The sequence below is a fragment of the Streptomyces sp. NPDC008092 genome (assembly GCF_042957285.1).
Taxonomy (GTDB): domain Bacteria; phylum Actinomycetota; class Actinomycetes; order Streptomycetales; family Streptomycetaceae; genus Streptomyces.
Genome location: NZ_JBIBHY010000012.1, coordinates 311,984 through 328,148, shown reverse-complemented (window position 1 = coordinate 328,148; position 16,165 = coordinate 311,984). Strand labels below are relative to the sequence as shown.

Here is a 16,165-nt window from a genome sequence, read left to right as displayed (position 1 = left end):
TGCTCACGCAGACGGCCTGGCCGTCTGTATTCCGTGTTTTAATGTACCGTTTGGTCTAGCAAACTGGAACGACACCTGGAGTCCGCTTCCCCCGGATGTGCCGAAGGCTGTTCGACGCGGGCCCGGGAGCCTGTTTCAATCGACACGTCGTCACATCACGCGGGGAGAGGAATCCATGCCACGTCCGCCGGGCCATGGACCGGGTTTCGAGGTCAGACGCCAGAAGATCATCGACATCGCGGCCTCGCTGTTCGCACAGCAGGGGTACGCGGCGACCTCCATCAACGACCTGGGTCGCGCGGTCGGGCTCGCCAAGGGAGCGCTGTACTACTACATCGGCTCCAAGGAGAACCTGCTGGTCGAGATCCAGTCCCGGGTGATGGGGCCGCTGCTCGCCCGGGCCCGCCAGATCGCGGACCTCGACGAGGAGCCGCTGCTGCGGCTGCGGCTGCTGTCGGAGTCGCTGCTGACGATCATCTTCCGGCGGCTCGACCACATCTGGGTCTACGAGCACGACTACCGGTCGCTCAGCGGCGACGAGCTCAAGACCCTGCTGGGGCAGCGCTCCGACTTCGAGGAGCTGATGGCGGCGCTGCTCTCGGAAGCCATGGCGCAGGGCACCTTCCGGTCGATGTCGCCGCGGCTGGCCACCCTGCAGTTCCTGAACCTGCACAACCACACCTATCAATGGGTGCGGCCGGAGGGGCAGTGGGACGCGGCGTTCCTGTCCGCCGAGTACTGCGCGACCCTGTTCCGCGGGTTCGGCGCGCCGGACCACGCCCTGCCGAGGGTCGAGGACCAGGCCGCGGCGTTCAAGCGCGAGCGGCCCGGTCTGCCGCTCGACCCCGAGGCCGAGTGGGAGCAGGTTCCCGCCGCCGGCTGACGTACGGTCCCGCGGTGTACCGACGCACACCGCGGGAACCCGCATCTGCTCACGCCTCGCCGACCAGCGCCCTGGCGATGACATTGCGCTGGATCTCGTTGGTGCCCTCGCCGATCTCCAGGATCTTGGCGTCGGCGTAGAAGCGGGAGATCTCCGACTCCCGGACATAGCCGTAGCCGCCGTGGATCTGCACGGCCTGGGAGGCGGCCCGGTTGGCGACCTCGGAGGCGTAGAGCTTGGCCATGGCGGACGCGGTGCTGTGCGGACGACCCTGGTCGGCGAGCCAGGCGGCCCGGTAGACCAGGCAGCGGGCGGCCTCCACTTCGGTGCCCATGTCGGCGATCTTGTGTCCGACGGCCTGGAAGTCCGACAGCGGGCGCCCGAACTGGTGCCGTTCGGTGGCGTGCTTGACGGCCAGGCCGAGCGCCGCCTTGGCCAGCGACAGGCCGAGCGCGGCGACGCTGATGCGGCCCTTGTCGAGGACGGAGAGGAACTGGCGCAGGCCGCCGCCCTCCTCTCCGATCAGGTGGTCGTCGGGGACGAAGCAGCCGTCGAAGACCAGTTCCCGGGTGTCCATGGCGTGCCAGCCGAGCTTCTTCAGCTTGTGGCCGACGGTGTAGCCGGGGGTGCCGGTCGGGACGTAGAAGGTCGCGTAGCGCTTGCGTCCCTCGTCGCTGCGGCCGGTCACGGCGAGGATGGTGACGCCCTGGCTGATGTCGGTGCCGGCGTTGGTGATGAACATCTTGGTGCCGTTGATCACCCAGCCGCCGTCCGCGCGGCGGGCGGTGGTGGCGATGCCGGCCGCGTCGGAACCGGCCTCCGGCTCGGTCAGGCCGAAGGCTCCGATGGCCTCGCCGGCCGCCAGCGGGGCCAGCCAGCGGTGCTTCTGCTCCTCGGTGCCGTAGGCGAGCAGCGGCAGGGTGGCTATGGTCGAGTGGGCGTTCCAGGAGGAGGCCACCGACTGGTCGGCGGCGCCGAGTTCCTCCATCACCGCGACGTAGGTGACCATGTCGGAGCCGGCGCCGCCGTACTCCTCGGGCACCAGCATGCCCATCAGTCCGAGTTCGCCGAGCTTGGTGAAGACCTGGGTCGGGAACTCCTCGTTCTCCGACCACTGGGCCGCGTGCGGCGTGATCTCCTTGGCCGCGAACTCGCGGACCATCTCCTTGAGGGCGACGGTCTCCTCGGGCAGGTCGAAATCCATGTCGGTCATCCCTTCGGGGTCAGCAGAACCTTGAGGTGGCGGGCCCGGTCGGCGGCCAGGTCCGCGAAGACCCCGGCTCCCGCGGAGAGCGGGAAGCGCCCGGTGACCAGCGCCGAGGCGTCCAGGCGCCCGGTGCTCATCAGGTCGATCACGCGGGGAATGTCGAAGTTGTAGCCGAGCGTGCCGAGCACGGAACGCTCGTAGAAGACGAGCTGCCCCATGTCGAACTCGACGCTGCCGTGGCCGACTCCGGCGAGCACGACCCGGCCGCCGCGCCGGACGGTGGCGACGGCCTGGGCGGCCAGCCGGGGCACGCCGGTCGCGTCGATGACGGCGTCCGGGCCGATCCGGCCGGTGCGCAGGAACACCTCGCGGCGCACGTCGGTCTCCGTCGGGTCGAAGGCCTCGGTGACACCGAGGCCGAGCAGCATCTCCCGGCGCTCCTTGAGGGGTTCGCTCACATAGAGGCCGGCCGCGCCGGCGATCCGGGCCGCGAGGACGACGGCGACGCCGATGGGCCCGCCGCCGACGACCAGGACGTTGTCGCCGGGCCGCACCCCGGCGCGGGTCACCGCGTGCAGGCCGACGGCCAGCGGTTCGGCGACCGCCGCCATCTCGTCGGTGACGTTGTCGGGCAGCCGGGTCAGTCCGGCGATCGGCACGGTGACGCGGTCGGCGAAGGCGCCGGGCGAGGCGAGGCCGACGGAGCCGCTGCTGGGGCAGATGTGGTACTCGCCGCGTGCGCACCAGAAGCACACGCCGCAGCGCCAGACGGGGTCGGCGGTGACCCGGTCGCCGACCGCGATGCCGGGTACCCCGGTGCCGAGCGCGACGACGGTGCCGCTCAGTTCGTGGCCGAGGGCGAGGGGCGGCTCGGCACCGGTGAGGGGGTGCGGGCCGGTGCGGATCATGTGCGGGCCTTCGAGGAACTCGTGCAGGTCGGTGCCGCACACCCCGCACCAGGAGACCTCCACGACCGCCTCGTGCGGGCCGGGTTCGGGAGGGTCGGGGACCTCTTCGAGGCGGAGGTCCCGTGCGCCGTGCCAGCGCAGTGCCTTCATGGGCGGCGCCCCTTTCGTGTCGTCAGTGCTTCGCTGCCGGCGCGGTCACGAGTTGTTCTTCGGCTGCGGCGCCGTGGAGGCTGGTCGCGCAGTTTCCCGCGCCCCTTCGGGGCGCTCCTGTGCGGCATCTCCGAAGCGGGCCCGGCCCGGGCCGTGGGCGAGGAAGGAGTGGATGCCCGTGGTGGCGTCCTGGGTGCCGAAGACGCCGGTGAACAGGGCGCGTTCGAGGCTGAGTGCGGTGGACAGGCTCGTGTCGGCGCCGTGGTCCACCGCCTCCTTGATCGCCTCCAGGGCCGCGGCCGGGCCCTCGGCGAGCCGGCGGGCGTAGTCGAGCGCGGCTTCGAGGACCCGGGCGGCCGGTACCACCTCGTCCACGAGGCCGAGGCGCAGGGCCTCGTCCGCGCCCACCCGGCGGCCGGTCATCAGGAGGTTCTTCGCGCGGGCCGGGCCGATGAGGCGGGTGAGCCGCTGGGTGCCGCCGGAGCCCGGCATGATGCCGAGCTGCACCTCGGGCTGGCCGAGGAGTGCGTCGTCCGCCGCCACCCGGTAGTCGGCGGCGAGGGCCAGCTCCAGGCCCCCGCCCAGGGCGTAGCCGGTGACGGCCGCGACGACCGGCATCGGCAGCCGGGCCACCTCGTCGAAGGTCCGCTGCAGGGCGCGGTTCCAGCCCCGGACCTCCTCCGGCCCCATCGCGGCCAGTGCCTTCACGTCCGCCCCGGCCGCGAACAGCCGCGCTCCGCCGTAGAGCACCACGGCCCGTACGCCGGGGGCGTCGGCGAGTTCGCGGACGCACGCGGAGAGTTCCGCCCGCTGGGCGGAGTCGAAGGCGTTCATCGGCGGGTTGTCCAGGCGGACCGTGACGACCGGCCCGTCGGGGTCGAAGCGGATGCGTGGCACTGGCACCTCCTCGTCGGCTCCAGCACATTCCGGCGGTTCCGGCACCGGCAGGCGCGAGCGCTTGTCGGGGCCTTCATGCCGTCGTAAAGTGCGGAAACAAGTTTTATAGACCAAGGGGTACACTAAATCTTCGGTGCGGGCAACCGACCGGTCGGGACCCGGGTCGCCCTTGAGCCGGGGGCGGCTGCGGTCGTCGTCGAACACCACACAGTGAGAGTGAGCCGTGCACAATTTCGCGAGCATCCTCGACTACCACCTGGCCCAGCGGCCCGATGCCGTGGCAGTCGCACAGGAGGACCGGACCCTGACGGTTCGTCAACTGCACGAGCGCGTCAACCAGCTGGCAGCCGGGCTGACCGAACTGGGCATCGGGCGCGGCGATGTCGTCGCCCTGCTCCTCTACAACCGGCCGGAGTTCCTGGAACTGGTCTACGCGGCGAGCCGGATCGGCGCCGTGTTCCTGCCGCTCAACTACCGCCTCTCCGAGGAGGAGTGGCAGTACATCCTCGGCCACTCCCAGGCGAGGGCGGTCATCGCCGAGCCGGAGTTCGTGCCGGCGATGGAGCGCAGTGCCGGCTGTCTGACCGACCTGGAGCACCGGATCCTGGTCGGCGGCACGCCCGAGGGGGCCTGGACCGGCTACGAGGCGCTGCTCGACGGCCACCGGGGCGCCCGGGTGGAGCCGGTGGACGTCGAGGAGGCGGATCTGCAGCGCCTGATGTACACCTCCGGCACCACTTCACGGCCCAAGGGCGTGCGCATCACCTACGGGAACCTGCAGGCCAAGAACTTCGCGCACATCGTCCACTTCGGGCTCACCGCGGCCGACACCACCCTGGTGTGCGGTCCGCTCTACCACGTCGGCGGGCTCGACATGCCCGGCCTCGCGACCCTCTACGCGGGCGGCGCCGTGGTGCTCCAGCGCAGGTTCGACCCGGTGGGCGTCCTGGAGGCGATCCCGAAGCACCGCGTCACCAACCTGTGGCTGGCGCCCGCCATGGTCAACGAGGTGCTGGAGGTCCCCGGCCGCGACGGCTACGACACCACCTCGGTCCGCTTCATCCTGGGCGGCGGCGAGAAGACCCCCGAACCGGTGCTGCGCCGGATCATGACCGCGTTCCCCAACGCCTGGTACGCCGACGCCTACGGGCTGACCGAGACCGTCTCCGGCGACACCTTCCTCGACCGCGCGCACGCCCTGTCCAAGCTGGGCTCGGTCGGCCGACCGGTGCCGCACACCCGGGTCAGGATCGTCGACGACGAGGGCAAGGGGGTGCCGGCGGGCGGGCTCGGCGAGATCACCCTGCGCGGCCCGAAGGTCTTCGCCGGCTACTGGCGCGACGAGCAGGCCACGGCCGCGGCGCTCAGGGACGGCTGGTTCCACACCGGCGACATCGGCCATCTCGACGAGGACGGCTACCTCTACATCGACGACCGCAAGAAGGACATGATCGTCTCCGGTGGCGAGAACATCGCCACCCCGGAGGTGGAACGGGTGCTGTACGAGCACCCCGCCGTGCTGGAGGCGGCCGTGGTCGGCCTGACCCACCCCCGCTGGGGCGAGGTCCCGCGCGCGTTCGTGGTGCTGCGGCCGGGTGCGGCGGCCGGCGCGGAGGAGCTGCGGGAGTTCTGCCGCACCCGGCTGGCCAAGTTCAAGGTGCCGGCCCGCTTCGACTTCGTCGACGTGCTGCCCCGCACCCCCTCGGGCAAGGTCCTCAAGCGGACCCTGCGCGACGTCCCCGCGGAGGGCTGAGCGATGACCGACGTGAACACCGAACTGCGCCTGGACGGCAGGACGGCGTGGGTGACGGGGGCGGGCAAGGGCCTCGGCCGTGCGATCGCGGTCGCCCTCTCCCAGGCCGGCGCCACCGTCGCCGTGACCGCCCGCACCGCCGCGGATCTCGAACAGCTGGCGGCGGAACTCGCCGGCCACGGCGGCAAGGTGCTGGCCCTCCCCGGGTCGGTCGCCGACTCCGGCGCCGTGCGCGAGATGGCCGAGCGCATCACCGACGCCACGGGCCGGCTGGACGCGCTGGTCAACTGCGCGGGGATCAGCCCGCACTTCACCCGCAGCGAGAAGGTCGCCGACCGGGACTGGCAGCAGGTCCTCGACGTCAATCTGCAGGGCACCTTCTACTGCTGCCGGGAGGCCGGCAGGGTGATGCTGGCCCAGCGTTCGGGCTCGATCGTCAACGTGTCGTCCGTGCACGCCAGTACCGGCTTCGAGCGGATCGCCGCCTACGCCGCGAGCAAGGGCGGGGTCGAGGCGTTGACCCGGGCGCTGGCGGTGGAGTGGGCCGACCGCGGGGTGCGGGTCAACTCCCTGGCCCCCGGCTACTTCCACACCGACCTCAGCTCCGGGCTGCTCGACAGCCGCTGGGGCGAGCGGATCGTCCGCGGCACTCCGCTCGGACGCGTCGGCGACGCCACGGAGCTGGGCGGCGCCGCGGTGTTCCTGGCCTCGGACGCCTCCCGCTTCGTCACCGGTACGACCCTCACCGTGGACGGCGGCTGGACGGCCTGGTGACCCGCTCCCGCCGGCGGCCGGGCGCACCCGCTCCGGCCGCCGGCCAGCGGGCTAGCCCACCAGTGCCTCGTGGCGGTCCGGCCGCGGGGTCTCCAGGAGTTCCCCGGACACCGCCCGGACCACGTTGACCACCAGCGGGGCCACCAGTTCCAGCGCGGAGCCGTCGTCCCCGACCACCGATATCGCCGCGACCGGACCCTCGGGCCCCCGCAGTGCGAGGCCGACGCACCCGATGTGGGGGAAGCACTCCCCCCGTTCGATCGCGAGGCCGTTGCGGCGCCGGACCAGGCCGAGTTCGCGGTGCAGCTGGTCGAGGCGGCCGATGCTCTGCGGGGTACGGGGCTCCATCACCTGCGCGCACCGGGCTTCGACCTCCTCCGCGGACAGCCAGGCGAGCATGGCCTTGCCCAGCCCGGTGCAGTGCGCGACCGCCCGGCCGCCGACCTTCGAGGGGATGTCGAAGGCGGCCCGGCCGCCGATCTTGTCCAGGTAGTAGATCTCCGGCCCGTCGAGCACGGCCAGGTGGACGACCATCCTGGTCCGCACCGCGAGGTCGAGCAGGTGGGGCGCGGCGGCGGCGCGCAGTGCGCTGTGGTCGATCTCCCGGCCTCCCAGGCCGAGGGCGCGGGCCCCCAGCGTGTATCCGGCCGCCGTGTGGCGCAGCCAGTCCAGCCGGACCAGCTGGTCGAGTATCCGGTGTGTCGTCGAGCGCGGCAGCTGGGTCCGACGGGAGATCGCTTCGAGCGTCAGGCGGGTCTGCGGACGTTCGAAGAGATCCATGATCAGCGTCACGCGCTCCATCATCGACGGAGGCAGCGCGGGGCCGTCGGCCGCGGTGGTACCTGCGCTCAGGCGAAGGGCAGACGTCATCGTCGGTGCCTCTCTGCTCAAACTGAAATAAATTCTAGTTCGGCGCCGACGCCAAAATACCAACGCCTTCGGCCGCGGAGTAAGAGGCGTGCAGCGATTAATTAGAGTGATTGGTCTATTCTTCGCGACACCCAAAACGTATCGCCCCCGGAGGTGCTCCGGGGGCGGGCGTGGCGTCCGGGTCAGCCGCGGGCGGTGAGGTCCAGGGCGATGTCCACGATCATGTCCTCCTGGCCGCCGACCAGACCGCGCCGGCCGACCTCCTCCAGGATGGTCCGGGCGTCGAGGCCGTAGCGCTCCGCGGCGGTCTCGGCGTGCCGCAGGAAGCTGGAGTAGGCACCGGCGTACCCGAGGGTGAGGGTCTCCCGGTCGACGCGCACCGGGCGGTCCTGCAGCGGACGTACGAGATCCTCGGCCGCGTCCTGGAGGGCGTGCAGATCGCAGTCGTGCTTCCAGCCGTGGAGGTTGGCGACCGCGACGAACGGCTCGATCGGGCAGTTGCCCGCGCCCGCGCCCTGTCCGGCCAGGGAGGCGTCGACCCGGGTCACCCCCTCCTCCACCGCGACCACGGAGTTGGCGACCGAGAGGGAGAGGTTCTCGTGCGCGTGGATGCCGATCTGGGTCTCCGGGTCGAGTACGTCACGGTAGGCGCGGATGCGGTCGCGTACCCCGTCCATGGTCAGGCGGCCGCCGGAGTCGGTGACGTAGACGCAGTGCGCGCCGTAGGACTCCATCAGCCGGGCCTGCTCGGCCAGGGCCCGCGGGGGTGCCATGTGGGCCATCATCAGGAAGCCCGAGACGTCCATGCCGAGTTCACGGGCCGTGGCGATGTGCTGCGCGGCGACGTCGGCCTCGGTGCAGTGGGTGGCGATGCGCACCGAGCGGACCCCGAAGGCGTAGGCGCGCCTGAGTTCGGCGATGGTGCCGATGCCGGGCAGGAGCAGGGAGGTGAGGACCGCGCGGTCGATCGCGTCGGCGGCGGCCTCGATCCACTCCCAGTCGGTGTTGCTGCCGGGCCCGTAGTTGAGGCTGCCGCCGGCCAGTCCGTCGCCGTGGGCGACCTCGATGGCGTCCACGCCGGCCCGGTCGAGCGCGGCGGAGATCTTCGACACGAACCCGGGGGTGATCCGGTGCCGGATGGCGTGCATGCCGTCCCGGAGGGTGACGTCCTGCACGTAGAACCTGCGGGTCACTTGGTCACCTCGGACGTCGTACGGAGGGCGATGCGCTCGGCGACGCGCAGGGCGGCGGAGGTCATGATGTCGAGGTTGCCGGCGTAGGCGGGCAGGTAGTGGGCGGCACCCTCCACCTCCAGGAAGACGGAGACCTTGGTGGCCGGCCGCTCGGTGACGTCCTCGGGGAGCAGGGTGTGCACCGGGTCGCCCGCGGGCACCGGGGTGAACTGGACCTGCTGCTTGAGCCGGTAGCCGGGCACGTACTCGGCGACCGCGGCCACCATCTCCTCGACGGACGCGCGGATCGCGTCGTGGTCGGCGTCGCCGATCAGGCAGTAGACCGTGTCCCGCATGATCAGCGGCGGTTCGGCCGGGTTGAGCACGATGATCGCCTTGCCGCGGCGGGCGCCGCCGACCTTCTCGATGGCGCCGGCCGTGGTCTCGGTGAACTCGTCGATGTTGGCCCGGGTGCCGGGACCCGCGGACCGGGAGGAGATCGAGGCGACGATCTCCGCGTACGGCACGGGGGTGACGCGGCTGACCGCGTGCACGATCGGGATCGTCGCCTGGCCGCCGCAGGTGACCATGTTGAGGTTCCCGACGTCGCCCGCGAGGTGCTCGTCGAGGTTGACCGTCGGCACCACGTACGGCCCGAGGGCCGCCGGGGTGAGGTCCACCAGGCGCTTGCCGTACGGGGCGAGCTTCCTGGCGTTCTCGATGTGGGCCTTGGCCGAGGTGGCGTCGAAGACGATGTCGATGTCGTCGAAGCCGGCCATGCGGATCAGGCCGTCCACGCCCTCGTGGGTGACGGGGATCTTCAGCCGGGCGGCGCGCGCCAGGCCGTCCGACTCCGGGTCGATGCCCACCAGCGCGGCCATCTCCAGGGTGTCGGACAGGCGCAGCACCTTGATCATCAGGTCGGTGCCGATGTTGCCGGAGCCGATTACGGCCACCTTGGTCTTCGTCATCCGTGTTCCTTGGCTTCGGGGGCTTCGAGGGCTGCGGGTGCTTCGAAGGCTTCGGGGGCTGTGGGTGACTCCCGGGGCGTGAAGGCCGTGGTCACCGAGCCCAGGCCCGGCATCTCGGCCCGTACGGTCGTTCCCGGCGGTGTGGGGACGAGCGGGCCGAGGGCGCCGGAGAGCACGACCTGCCCGGCGCGCAGCGGGTCGCCGAACTCCCGGGCGGTGCGCGCCAGCCAGAGCAGCGCGGCGAGCGGATCGCCCAGGCAGGCGGTGCCGTCGCCCTCGGAGGCGAGCTTCCCGTCGGCGTAGAGCCGCATGGTCACGTCCCGCGGCTCGAACTCGTCGATGCCGACGGCCTGTTGCCCCAGCACGAAGAGTCCGCTGGAGGCGTTGTCGGCGACCGTGTCCGTGATCGCGATGTCCCAGCCGGCCACCCGGCTGTCCACGATCTCCAGCGCGGCGACCGCGTACCCGACCGCGGAGCGGACCCGCGCCAGGTCGAGGCCGTCGGTGTCCAGGTCGGCGGCGAGCACGAACGCGATCTCCGCCTCGGCCCTGGGCTGGAGCAGCCGTCCGCTGGGGACGGCCGGCAGGCCGGTGACGTCCATGTCGTCCAGCAGGACGCCGAAGTCGGGCCGGTCGACGCCCACCTGGCGCTGCACCGACGGGGAGGTCAGCCCGATCTTGCGGCCGACGACGCGTGCTCCGGCGGCGATGCGGTCGCCCACGACGCGTCGCTGGACGGCGTACGCGAGGCCGATGTCGTCGGGGCCGAGCAGATCCCGTACCGGCGCACAGGGTCTGTGGTCGCTCGCCGCCCGGGCGAGGCGCGCGGCCGCCTCCGCCACGGCTCTGTCACGGTCCGCGACCGTCCTCGGTTCCCACACGTCCGTCATCGCCGTCCTCACCTCGTGCCGGCCTTCAGCCTGTGGCGCCGCACGAGGTGCCGTCGGGGACTTTCCGCTCACCGGGACTCGGGGACGGCCACCGGCATCGGCGGGCCGGGTCTCGCTGAGCGAGATGGCGCGGGAACGACCCCACCCTGTCTCATTACCGTCGTCCGCGGGGCTGCCGGAGGCGGCGGCATGCCCCGAAGGGCGGGGCCGTGGAACGTCCCGGTCGGTCGTCCTCGCAGGCGCGTCGGCCCCGTCACGGTACGAGGGTGCGCGCGTTCCCGGTTCCAGTCCGCCCCCCTCACCGCGCGGACTCCCCCACCAACAGGTTCGGCACCCATCAGGAGGTTCGGATGAGCATCAAAGAAGATGCCTACGACGTGATCGTCGTGGGGTCCGGCGGAGGTCTGGTCGGGGCGTACGTGGCGGCGTCACGGGGCCTGCGCACGCTCGTCGTCGAGAAGACCGACCGGGTCGGCGGCACGGTCGCGTACTCCGGCGCGGGTCTGTGGTTCCCGGGCTCGGCGCCGCTGAGCCGGGCCGGCCTCGGGGACGACGTCGAGGAGGCCCGGTCGTACCTGCGGGCGGTCGTCGACGACCCGTCCCGGGAGGCGCTCCAGGACGCGTACCTGGCGGCCGGGCGCCGGCTGATCGACGAGCTGGAGCAGAACACCTGGTTCCGGTCCTTCGTGCACGGGCCGGTGCCGGACTACTACGCGTCGAGCCCGGGGTCCTCGCCCACGGGACACACCGTCTTCCCGCCGCCGCTGGACGTCGCGGACCTCGGCGCGCGCCGGGCGCTGGTCCGCGACTCGCTGCCCACGGAGCGGTTCGGCTTCGACGAGGGCCCGCTGCTCAGCGGCGGGCGGGCGCTGATCGGCCGCGCCCTGTCCGCGTTCCTGGAGACGGGCCACGGCGAACTGCGGCTGAACACCGCGCTGGAGAGCCTGGTCGTCGAGGACGGCAGGGTCGTCGGCATCGAGGCCGTGAGCGAGGGCGAGCGGGTCCGGATCCGGGCCACCCGGGGCGTGCTGCTGGCGGCCGGCGGCTTCGAGCGCGACCGTGAGCTGCGCGAGGAGCACCAGTCCCCGCTCACCGGGGAGTGGTCCGACGGCGCCCCCGCGAACACCGGTGACGCCCTGCGGGCGGGCATCGCCGTCGGCGCGGACACCGACCTGCTCGACGAGGCCTGGTTCGTGCCGGGGCTCGTCCACCCGGACGGCCTGCCGGTCTTCCACACCGGGACCCGGGGCGGGTTCTGGGTCAACGGCGCGGGCGAACGCTTCGTCAACGAGACATCCCCCTACGACCAGGCCGGACACGAGATCTTCCGCCGGCACCGGACCACCGGCGTACGGCACATCCCCTGCCACTGGGTCTTCGACCAGCGGCAGCTGGACCGGGACGGCATCGGCTTCCCGCCGGCCGCACCGCCGGTGGCGGAGTGGCTGGCCTCGGGGGCGCTGAAGAAGGCCGACTCACTGGAGGAACTGGCGCGGCTGATCGACGTCCCCTTCGACGCCCTGGACCGCACGGCCAAGGAGTTCAACGGGTACGCGGCCAGCGGCGTCGACGAGAGGTTCCACCGGGGGGAGACGCCCTGGGACCGGATGTTCCACCACATCGTCCCCTTCCCGGCCGACCCCCGGCAGAACTTCCCCGCCAAGCCGTCGCCGGAGTGGCCGAACCCGCTGCTGCTGCCTGTCGACACGGCGCCGTTCTACGCGGCGACGATCGTCCCGTCGGACATCGGCACCAAGGGCGGTCTGCGGATCGACACGCACGCACGGGTGCTGCGGCCGGACGGCCGGGCGATCGACGGCCTGTACGCGACGGGGAACACCGCGGCGGCGATGTCGGGGCGGGTCTACCCCGGTGCCGGAACCCCGATCGGGTCGAGTCTGGCATTCGGGTACCTGGCGGTCCTGGACATGGCCGGAGCGACGGACTGACGGGACGAGGAGAACGGGTGCCCGGGACGCGGTGTGTCCCGGGCACCCCCACACGTTCAGGATCCGGCGATCAGCCGCACGGCGAGCCGCAGGTCCGCCTCTCCCTGCCCCGCGGAGATCTCCTCGGTCAGCATGGCCACGAACACCCCCCACCAGCTGTAGACGAGCAGCCGCACCCGGCTGCGCCCGGTCTCCCCGTCCGTACGGCCCCCGAGCAGACACAGCAGTCGCCGGCCCAGCGCGCTCTCCACGATGTCGATCGGGCTGCGGGCGGCGCTCGCGTACTCCGTGAACGACGACAGCGCCACCGCCGAGGCGAGCAGCCGGTGGTCCAGCAGCCTGTCGCTCAGCGCGATCAGCGTGTCGGCCACCTCGGTCACGGCGTCCGCCGCCTCGCCGGCTGACGGATCACCGTCGCGGCCGCCGAGAAACCGCTCGATGTGCCACTCGAGGACCGACAGGAACAGATACGGCTTGGACGGGAAGTAGCGGTACAGCGTGGCGATCGCGACCCCGGCCTCCTTGGCGACGTCGTGCATCTGCACGGTGGCCAGCCCCTCGCGCGTGCCCAGTTCGGAGGCGGCGTGCAGGATGCGGATGCGGCGGTCGGTCTGGCGGCTCGACACCGGCGCGGCGGGTCGGCGGGTCCGGGGCGGTCTCGCCATGCCGTCGTCCCCCGGGTCGTCGGATGCCCCCGCGCCCGGCACTCAGTCGGCCTCCGGGCAGGTCAGGAAGGCCAGTACCGCGCTCTCCCAGGCCTCCTTCTGCTCGATCATCGCCCAGTGTCCGCAGTCGGGCAGCACGTGCAGCTCGGCCCTGGGGATGGTGCGCATCGGCAGCAGCGCGCTCTCCAGCGGTGTGACCCGGTCGTCGCGGCCCCAGGTCAGCAGCGTCGGCGCGGCGACCTTGTGGAGCATGGCCCAGATCGGCTGGTCGGACCGCGACTGGGCGGCCTGCATCGCGGCCATGGCCTGCCGGCCGTAGATCCGGCGGGACGCCTCCAGGGTCGCCGGTTCGGTGGCGCTCGCCCAGCGCTCCTCGATCAGCTCGTCGGTGAGCAGGGCGGGGTCGTGGACCATGGACCGCAGCCACTGGACGAGGTTGTCGCGGGTGGGGTTCTCGGCGAACTCCACCAGCAGGTTGAGCCCTTCGCTGGGTCCCGGGGAGAGCAGGTTGCGGCCCACCCCGCCGATGGTCACGATCCTGCGGAACAGGTCCCGTCGGGCGACCGCGAGCCCCACGGCGACGAACCCGCCCATCGAGTTGCCGATGACGTCGACGCGGTCGAGGCCGAGGCCTTCGAGGAAGCGCAGGACCGCCTTGGGGGCGGCTGCCATGGGGTTCTCGGGGGTCGGGTCGCTGACCCCGAAGCCGGGGAACTCCAGCGCCAGGCAGCGGAAGTGCCGGGCGAACACGGGCAGGTTGCCCCGGTAGTTGCGCCAGCCGGTCACACCGGGGCCCGAGCCGTGCAGCATCAGCAGCGGCGGCCCGTCGCCGGCCTCGTGGTAGCGCAGGACGCCGTCGTCGGTGGGCAGTTCGCGCAGGGTGTCCTCGTAGCCGAGGGTGCTGGGTGTGCTGGGTGTCATGACGGTCACCGTGGCACCCGCGCGGCGGCCGTCGCCGTACGTCTCCCGATCAGTGGGACGGCCCCGGCGGCGGGGCCGTGCGGCCTTCTACCGTCGCGGACGTACCGATACCGGGGGCCCGGAGGGCCGCCTGGGACCTGACCAACTGAGGGGAGGGCCTGATGGGTGTTCGCTCACTCGGGTACCTGCGTCTGGAGTCCAACGACCTCGACACGTGGAAGGCGTTCGGAGCCGACTTCCTCGGCCTGATGCCCGTCGAGAGCGACTCCGGGTCGCTCGCCTTCCGGATGGACGACCATCCGTCCCGGATCGTGGTCGCGCCGGGTGCCCAGCCCGCGATGACGGCGCTGGGCTTCGAGGTCCTCGACGAGCGGGAGCTGGCGCGGCTGGCCGCGGACGTGGAGAAGGCCGGGATCAAGGTGACCGCCGGTACCGAGGCCGAGGCGGCGGAGCGGAAGGTGACCGGCTTCGTCAGGTTCAGCGACCCGGGCGGCAACCCGGTCGAGCTGTTCTACGGCCGGACCCTCGACCACCTGCCCGTGCAGACCCCGCTGGTGTCGAGGTTCGTCACCGGCGACATGGGCTTCGGGCACGCCATCGTCTCCGCCGAGGACGCGCGGGGGACGTTCGACTTCTACGTCGGCGTGCTCGGCTTCGTCGAGCGGAACACGATGCGTTCGCCGGGCGGCACGACCTGGTTCATGGGCTGCAACCCGCGCCACCACACGCTCGGCGTCACGCCGATGCCGGGCCCCGGGCGGCTGCTGCATTTCATGGTCGAGGCGGCGACCCTGGACGACGTGGGGCGGGCCCTGGACCGGGCCGGCAGGTACGAGGTCCCGATGATGCACTCGCTCGGCAAGCACACCAACGACCACATGGTGTCGTTCTACGCCTGGTCCCCGGAGAACTACGCCGTCGAGTTCGGCTGGAACGGCCTGAAGGTGCCGGAACCCGTCCCCGTGTACGAGATCACGGACGGCGCGTTCTGGGGCCACCACTTCACCCCGCCGCCGCAGCCTGCCGGCTGAGCCGACGGGTACGGGGGGAGAGCCCCACGGTCCTCGGGCCGTGGGGCTCGTTCGTCGTCGGTGGACGTCGCGGGCAGTGGACTTGTTGTCAGCCGACGCGTTGTCAGCGGACGGTGATGGCCCGTTCCGGGCAGGCCGTCGCCCCGTCCCGGGCGGCCTGCTCCAGACCCTCGGGGACGTCGCCGTCTAGGGGCAGCGCATAGCCGTCGTCGTCGAGACGGAACAGCTGCGGGGCCGCGGCCGCGCACCGCGCGTGGCCCGAGCAGGACGACGTCTCGATGGTGACCTTCATTGAACCCACTCCGTTCTACGGCTTGTTGGTCGACCCCGCGTCGACGGTGAACTGCAGCCCGGTGACGTACCGCGCTTCGTCCGAGGCGAGGAAGAGGACGGCGTTCGACACGTCCCGGGGCTCGACGTACGGGGCCAGGGGGTTCATCGCGGCGAGCGCGAACAGCGGCTCGCGCGCGGCGAGTTCCTCGACCGGCACGCCGACGGTGATGCCCGTGTCGGCGACCCCGGTGGGGTGGACGGTGTTCACCCGGATGCGGTGCGGGGCGAGTTCGTTGGACAGGGCCTTCATCAGGCCCACCACGCCGTGCTTGCTGGCCACGTAGTGGGCGTACGGCACATGGCCGCGGATGCCGGCGGCGGAGCTGGTGATGACGATCGAGCCGCCCTGTCCCGCCTCGATCATCCCGGGGATCGCGGCGCGTGCGGTGTTCCAGGCGCCCTTGAGGTTGACGTCGACGACGACGTCCCAGACGTCCTCGGACAGCTCCCAGGCGGAGCCGGAGCTCATGACGCCGGCGTTGGCGACGACCGTGTCGAGCCGCCCGAACTCGCTGCGCGCGGCGTCGACCGCGGCCCGCATCTCGGCGATCGAGCGGACGTCGGCCTGTACGGCGACGCACCGCCGGCCGGTCTCCCGGACCAGTTCGGCGGTCTCCTCCAGTTGTTCCTTGGTCCCGAGCGGGTAGGGCAGTTGGTCGCTGATGTCGTGGCAGACGTCGGTGACGACGATGTCCGCCCCCTCCTCGGCCAGCCGCACGGCGTGGGAGCGGCCCTGCCCGCGGGCCGCTCCCGTGACGATCGCGACCTTGCCGTCGACACGCCCCATGGTC

Annotated in this window: 16 protein-coding genes; 5 read left to right on the top strand and 11 right to left on the bottom strand. The window is 72.0% G+C overall.

Annotation, left to right across the window (positions count from 1 at the left end; genetic code table 11):
• Positions 1-175 precede the first annotated feature (175 nt).
• Positions 176-883: a TetR/AcrR family transcriptional regulator gene (locus ACFZB3_RS35225; protein WP_384051675.1), complete on the top strand. Its 708-nt coding sequence runs from the start codon at positions 176-178 to the stop codon at positions 881-883.
• A gap of 49 nt (positions 884-932) precedes the next feature.
• Here ACFZB3_RS35225 and ACFZB3_RS35220 read toward each other — a convergent pair whose 3' ends face one another.
• Genes ACFZB3_RS35220 through ACFZB3_RS35210 form a run of 3 tightly spaced genes read right to left on the bottom strand, consistent with a single transcriptional unit; the run spans position 933 to position 4,045 of the window.
• Positions 933-2,096 carry an acyl-CoA dehydrogenase family protein gene (locus ACFZB3_RS35220; RefSeq protein WP_391382784.1) on the bottom strand — a complete coding sequence of 388 codons (1,164 nt, stop codon included), beginning with the start codon at positions 2,094-2,096 and terminating at the stop codon, positions 933-935.
• A complete protein-coding gene (locus tag ACFZB3_RS35215; RefSeq protein WP_391382782.1) occupies positions 2,093-3,148 on the bottom strand; it encodes an alcohol dehydrogenase catalytic domain-containing protein in 1,056 nt (351 codons plus the stop codon). The genes ACFZB3_RS35220 and ACFZB3_RS35215 overlap by 4 nt, the downstream gene beginning before the upstream one ends.
• A gap of 45 nt (positions 3,149-3,193) precedes the next feature.
• Positions 3,194-4,045 (bottom strand): enoyl-CoA hydratase-related protein, encoded by an 852-nt coding sequence (locus tag ACFZB3_RS35210; protein WP_391382780.1) that lies wholly within the window; start codon positions 4,043-4,045, stop codon positions 3,194-3,196.
• 223 nt (positions 4,046-4,268) lie between these two features.
• Between ACFZB3_RS35210 and ACFZB3_RS35205 the strand changes: the two genes are divergently transcribed.
• Positions 4,269-5,798 (top strand): long-chain-fatty-acid--CoA ligase, encoded by a 1,530-nt coding sequence (locus ACFZB3_RS35205; protein WP_391382778.1) that lies wholly within the window; start codon positions 4,269-4,271, stop codon positions 5,796-5,798.
• 3 nt (positions 5,799-5,801) lie between these two features.
• On the top strand, positions 5,802-6,572 hold the full coding sequence (locus tag ACFZB3_RS35200) for an SDR family oxidoreductase (RefSeq protein ID WP_391382776.1): 771 nt from the start codon (positions 5,802-5,804) through the stop codon (positions 6,570-6,572).
• A 51-nt stretch (positions 6,573-6,623) separates the two neighbouring features.
• Here ACFZB3_RS35200 and ACFZB3_RS35195 read toward each other — a convergent pair whose 3' ends face one another.
• The 4 genes from ACFZB3_RS35195 to ACFZB3_RS35180 form a co-directional block, all read right to left on the bottom strand.
• Positions 6,624-7,376: an IclR family transcriptional regulator C-terminal domain-containing protein gene (locus ACFZB3_RS35195; protein ID WP_391382913.1), complete on the bottom strand. Its 753-nt coding sequence runs from the start codon at positions 7,374-7,376 to the stop codon at positions 6,624-6,626.
• Between the two features lie 248 nt (positions 7,377-7,624).
• The gene (gene dmpG / locus ACFZB3_RS35190) at positions 7,625-8,635 is read right to left on the bottom strand and encodes a 4-hydroxy-2-oxovalerate aldolase (RefSeq protein WP_391382774.1); all 1,011 of its coding nucleotides are present in this window, start codon (positions 8,633-8,635) and stop codon (positions 7,625-7,627) included.
• Positions 8,632-9,585 carry an acetaldehyde dehydrogenase (acetylating) gene (locus ACFZB3_RS35185; protein WP_391382772.1) on the bottom strand — a complete coding sequence of 318 codons (954 nt, stop codon included), beginning with the start codon at positions 9,583-9,585 and terminating at the stop codon, positions 8,632-8,634. Before ACFZB3_RS35185 ends, dmpG begins: the two co-directional genes overlap by 4 nt.
• Positions 9,582-10,475 (bottom strand): fumarylacetoacetate hydrolase family protein, encoded by an 894-nt coding sequence (locus ACFZB3_RS35180; protein ID WP_391382770.1) that lies wholly within the window; start codon positions 10,473-10,475, stop codon positions 9,582-9,584. Before ACFZB3_RS35180 ends, ACFZB3_RS35185 begins: the two co-directional genes overlap by 4 nt.
• 350 nt (positions 10,476-10,825) lie before the next feature.
• Here ACFZB3_RS35180 and ACFZB3_RS35175 point away from each other — a divergent pair, with 350 nt between their 5' ends.
• Positions 10,826-12,424, top strand: a complete 1,599-nt coding sequence (locus ACFZB3_RS35175) for an FAD-binding protein (RefSeq protein WP_391382768.1) — start codon at positions 10,826-10,828, stop codon at positions 12,422-12,424.
• Positions 12,425-12,480: 56 nt separating this feature from the next.
• Here ACFZB3_RS35175 and ACFZB3_RS35170 read toward each other — a convergent pair whose 3' ends face one another.
• Together ACFZB3_RS35170 and ACFZB3_RS35165 are read right to left on the bottom strand one after the other, a co-directional pair.
• Complete coding sequence (locus ACFZB3_RS35170) at positions 12,481-13,089, bottom strand: TetR family transcriptional regulator (RefSeq protein WP_391382766.1); 609 nt, start codon at positions 13,087-13,089, stop codon at positions 12,481-12,483.
• A 42-nt stretch (positions 13,090-13,131) separates the two neighbouring features.
• On the bottom strand, positions 13,132-14,010 hold the full coding sequence (locus ACFZB3_RS35165) for an alpha/beta fold hydrolase (RefSeq protein ID WP_391382764.1): 879 nt from the start codon (positions 14,008-14,010) through the stop codon (positions 13,132-13,134).
• Positions 14,011-14,171: 161 nt separating this feature from the next.
• Here ACFZB3_RS35165 and ACFZB3_RS35160 point away from each other — a divergent pair, with 161 nt between their 5' ends.
• On the top strand, positions 14,172-15,041 hold the full coding sequence (locus tag ACFZB3_RS35160; protein WP_391382762.1) for a VOC family protein: 870 nt from the start codon (positions 14,172-14,174) through the stop codon (positions 15,039-15,041).
• Positions 15,042-15,144: 103 nt separating this feature from the next.
• On the opposite strand, the gene ACFZB3_RS35155 is transcribed toward ACFZB3_RS35160, so the two are convergent.
• Both ACFZB3_RS35155 and ACFZB3_RS35150 read right to left on the bottom strand, forming a co-directional pair.
• A complete protein-coding gene (locus tag ACFZB3_RS35155) occupies positions 15,145-15,333 on the bottom strand; it encodes a ferredoxin (protein WP_391382760.1) in 189 nt (62 codons plus the stop codon).
• 15 nt (positions 15,334-15,348) lie between these two features.
• Positions 15,349-16,161 carry a mycofactocin-coupled SDR family oxidoreductase gene (locus ACFZB3_RS35150; RefSeq protein ID WP_391382910.1) on the bottom strand — a complete coding sequence of 271 codons (813 nt, stop codon included), beginning with the start codon at positions 16,159-16,161 and terminating at the stop codon, positions 15,349-15,351.
• Positions 16,162-16,165 lie beyond the last annotated feature (4 nt).

Excerpts from the sequence above, each read along its gene's own strand:
- ACFZB3_RS35220 (WP_391382784.1), bottom strand. The coding sequence starts at position 2,096 with ATGACCGACATGGATTTCGACCTGCCCGAGGAGACCGTCGCCCTCAAG.
- ACFZB3_RS35200 (WP_391382776.1), top strand. The coding sequence starts at position 5,802 with ATGACCGACGTGAACACCGAACTGCGCCTGGACGGCAGGACGGCGTGG.
- ACFZB3_RS35180 (WP_391382770.1), bottom strand. The coding sequence starts at position 10,475 with ATGACGGACGTGTGGGAACCGAGGACGGTCGCGGACCGTGACAGAGCC.
- ACFZB3_RS35155 (WP_391382760.1), bottom strand. The coding sequence starts at position 15,333 with ATGAAGGTCACCATCGAGACGTCGTCCTGCTCGGGCCACGCGCGGTGC.
- ACFZB3_RS35170 (WP_391382766.1), bottom strand. The coding sequence starts at position 13,089 with ATGGCGAGACCGCCCCGGACCCGCCGACCCGCCGCGCCGGTGTCGAGC.
- ACFZB3_RS35195 (WP_391382913.1), bottom strand. The coding sequence starts at position 7,376 with ATGATGGAGCGCGTGACGCTGATCATGGATCTCTTCGAACGTCCGCAG.
- ACFZB3_RS35150 (WP_391382910.1), bottom strand. The coding sequence starts at position 16,161 with ATGGGGCGTGTCGACGGCAAGGTCGCGATCGTCACGGGAGCGGCCCGC.
- ACFZB3_RS35185 (WP_391382772.1), bottom strand. The coding sequence starts at position 9,585 with ATGACGAAGACCAAGGTGGCCGTAATCGGCTCCGGCAACATCGGCACC.
- ACFZB3_RS35215 (WP_391382782.1), bottom strand. The coding sequence starts at position 3,148 with ATGAAGGCACTGCGCTGGCACGGCGCACGGGACCTCCGCCTCGAAGAG.
- ACFZB3_RS35175 (WP_391382768.1), top strand. The coding sequence starts at position 10,826 with ATGAGCATCAAAGAAGATGCCTACGACGTGATCGTCGTGGGGTCCGGC.
- ACFZB3_RS35225 (WP_384051675.1), top strand. The coding sequence starts at position 176 with ATGCCACGTCCGCCGGGCCATGGACCGGGTTTCGAGGTCAGACGCCAG.
- ACFZB3_RS35165 (WP_391382764.1), bottom strand. The coding sequence starts at position 14,010 with ATGACACCCAGCACACCCAGCACCCTCGGCTACGAGGACACCCTGCGC.
- ACFZB3_RS35160 (WP_391382762.1), top strand. The coding sequence starts at position 14,172 with ATGGGTGTTCGCTCACTCGGGTACCTGCGTCTGGAGTCCAACGACCTC.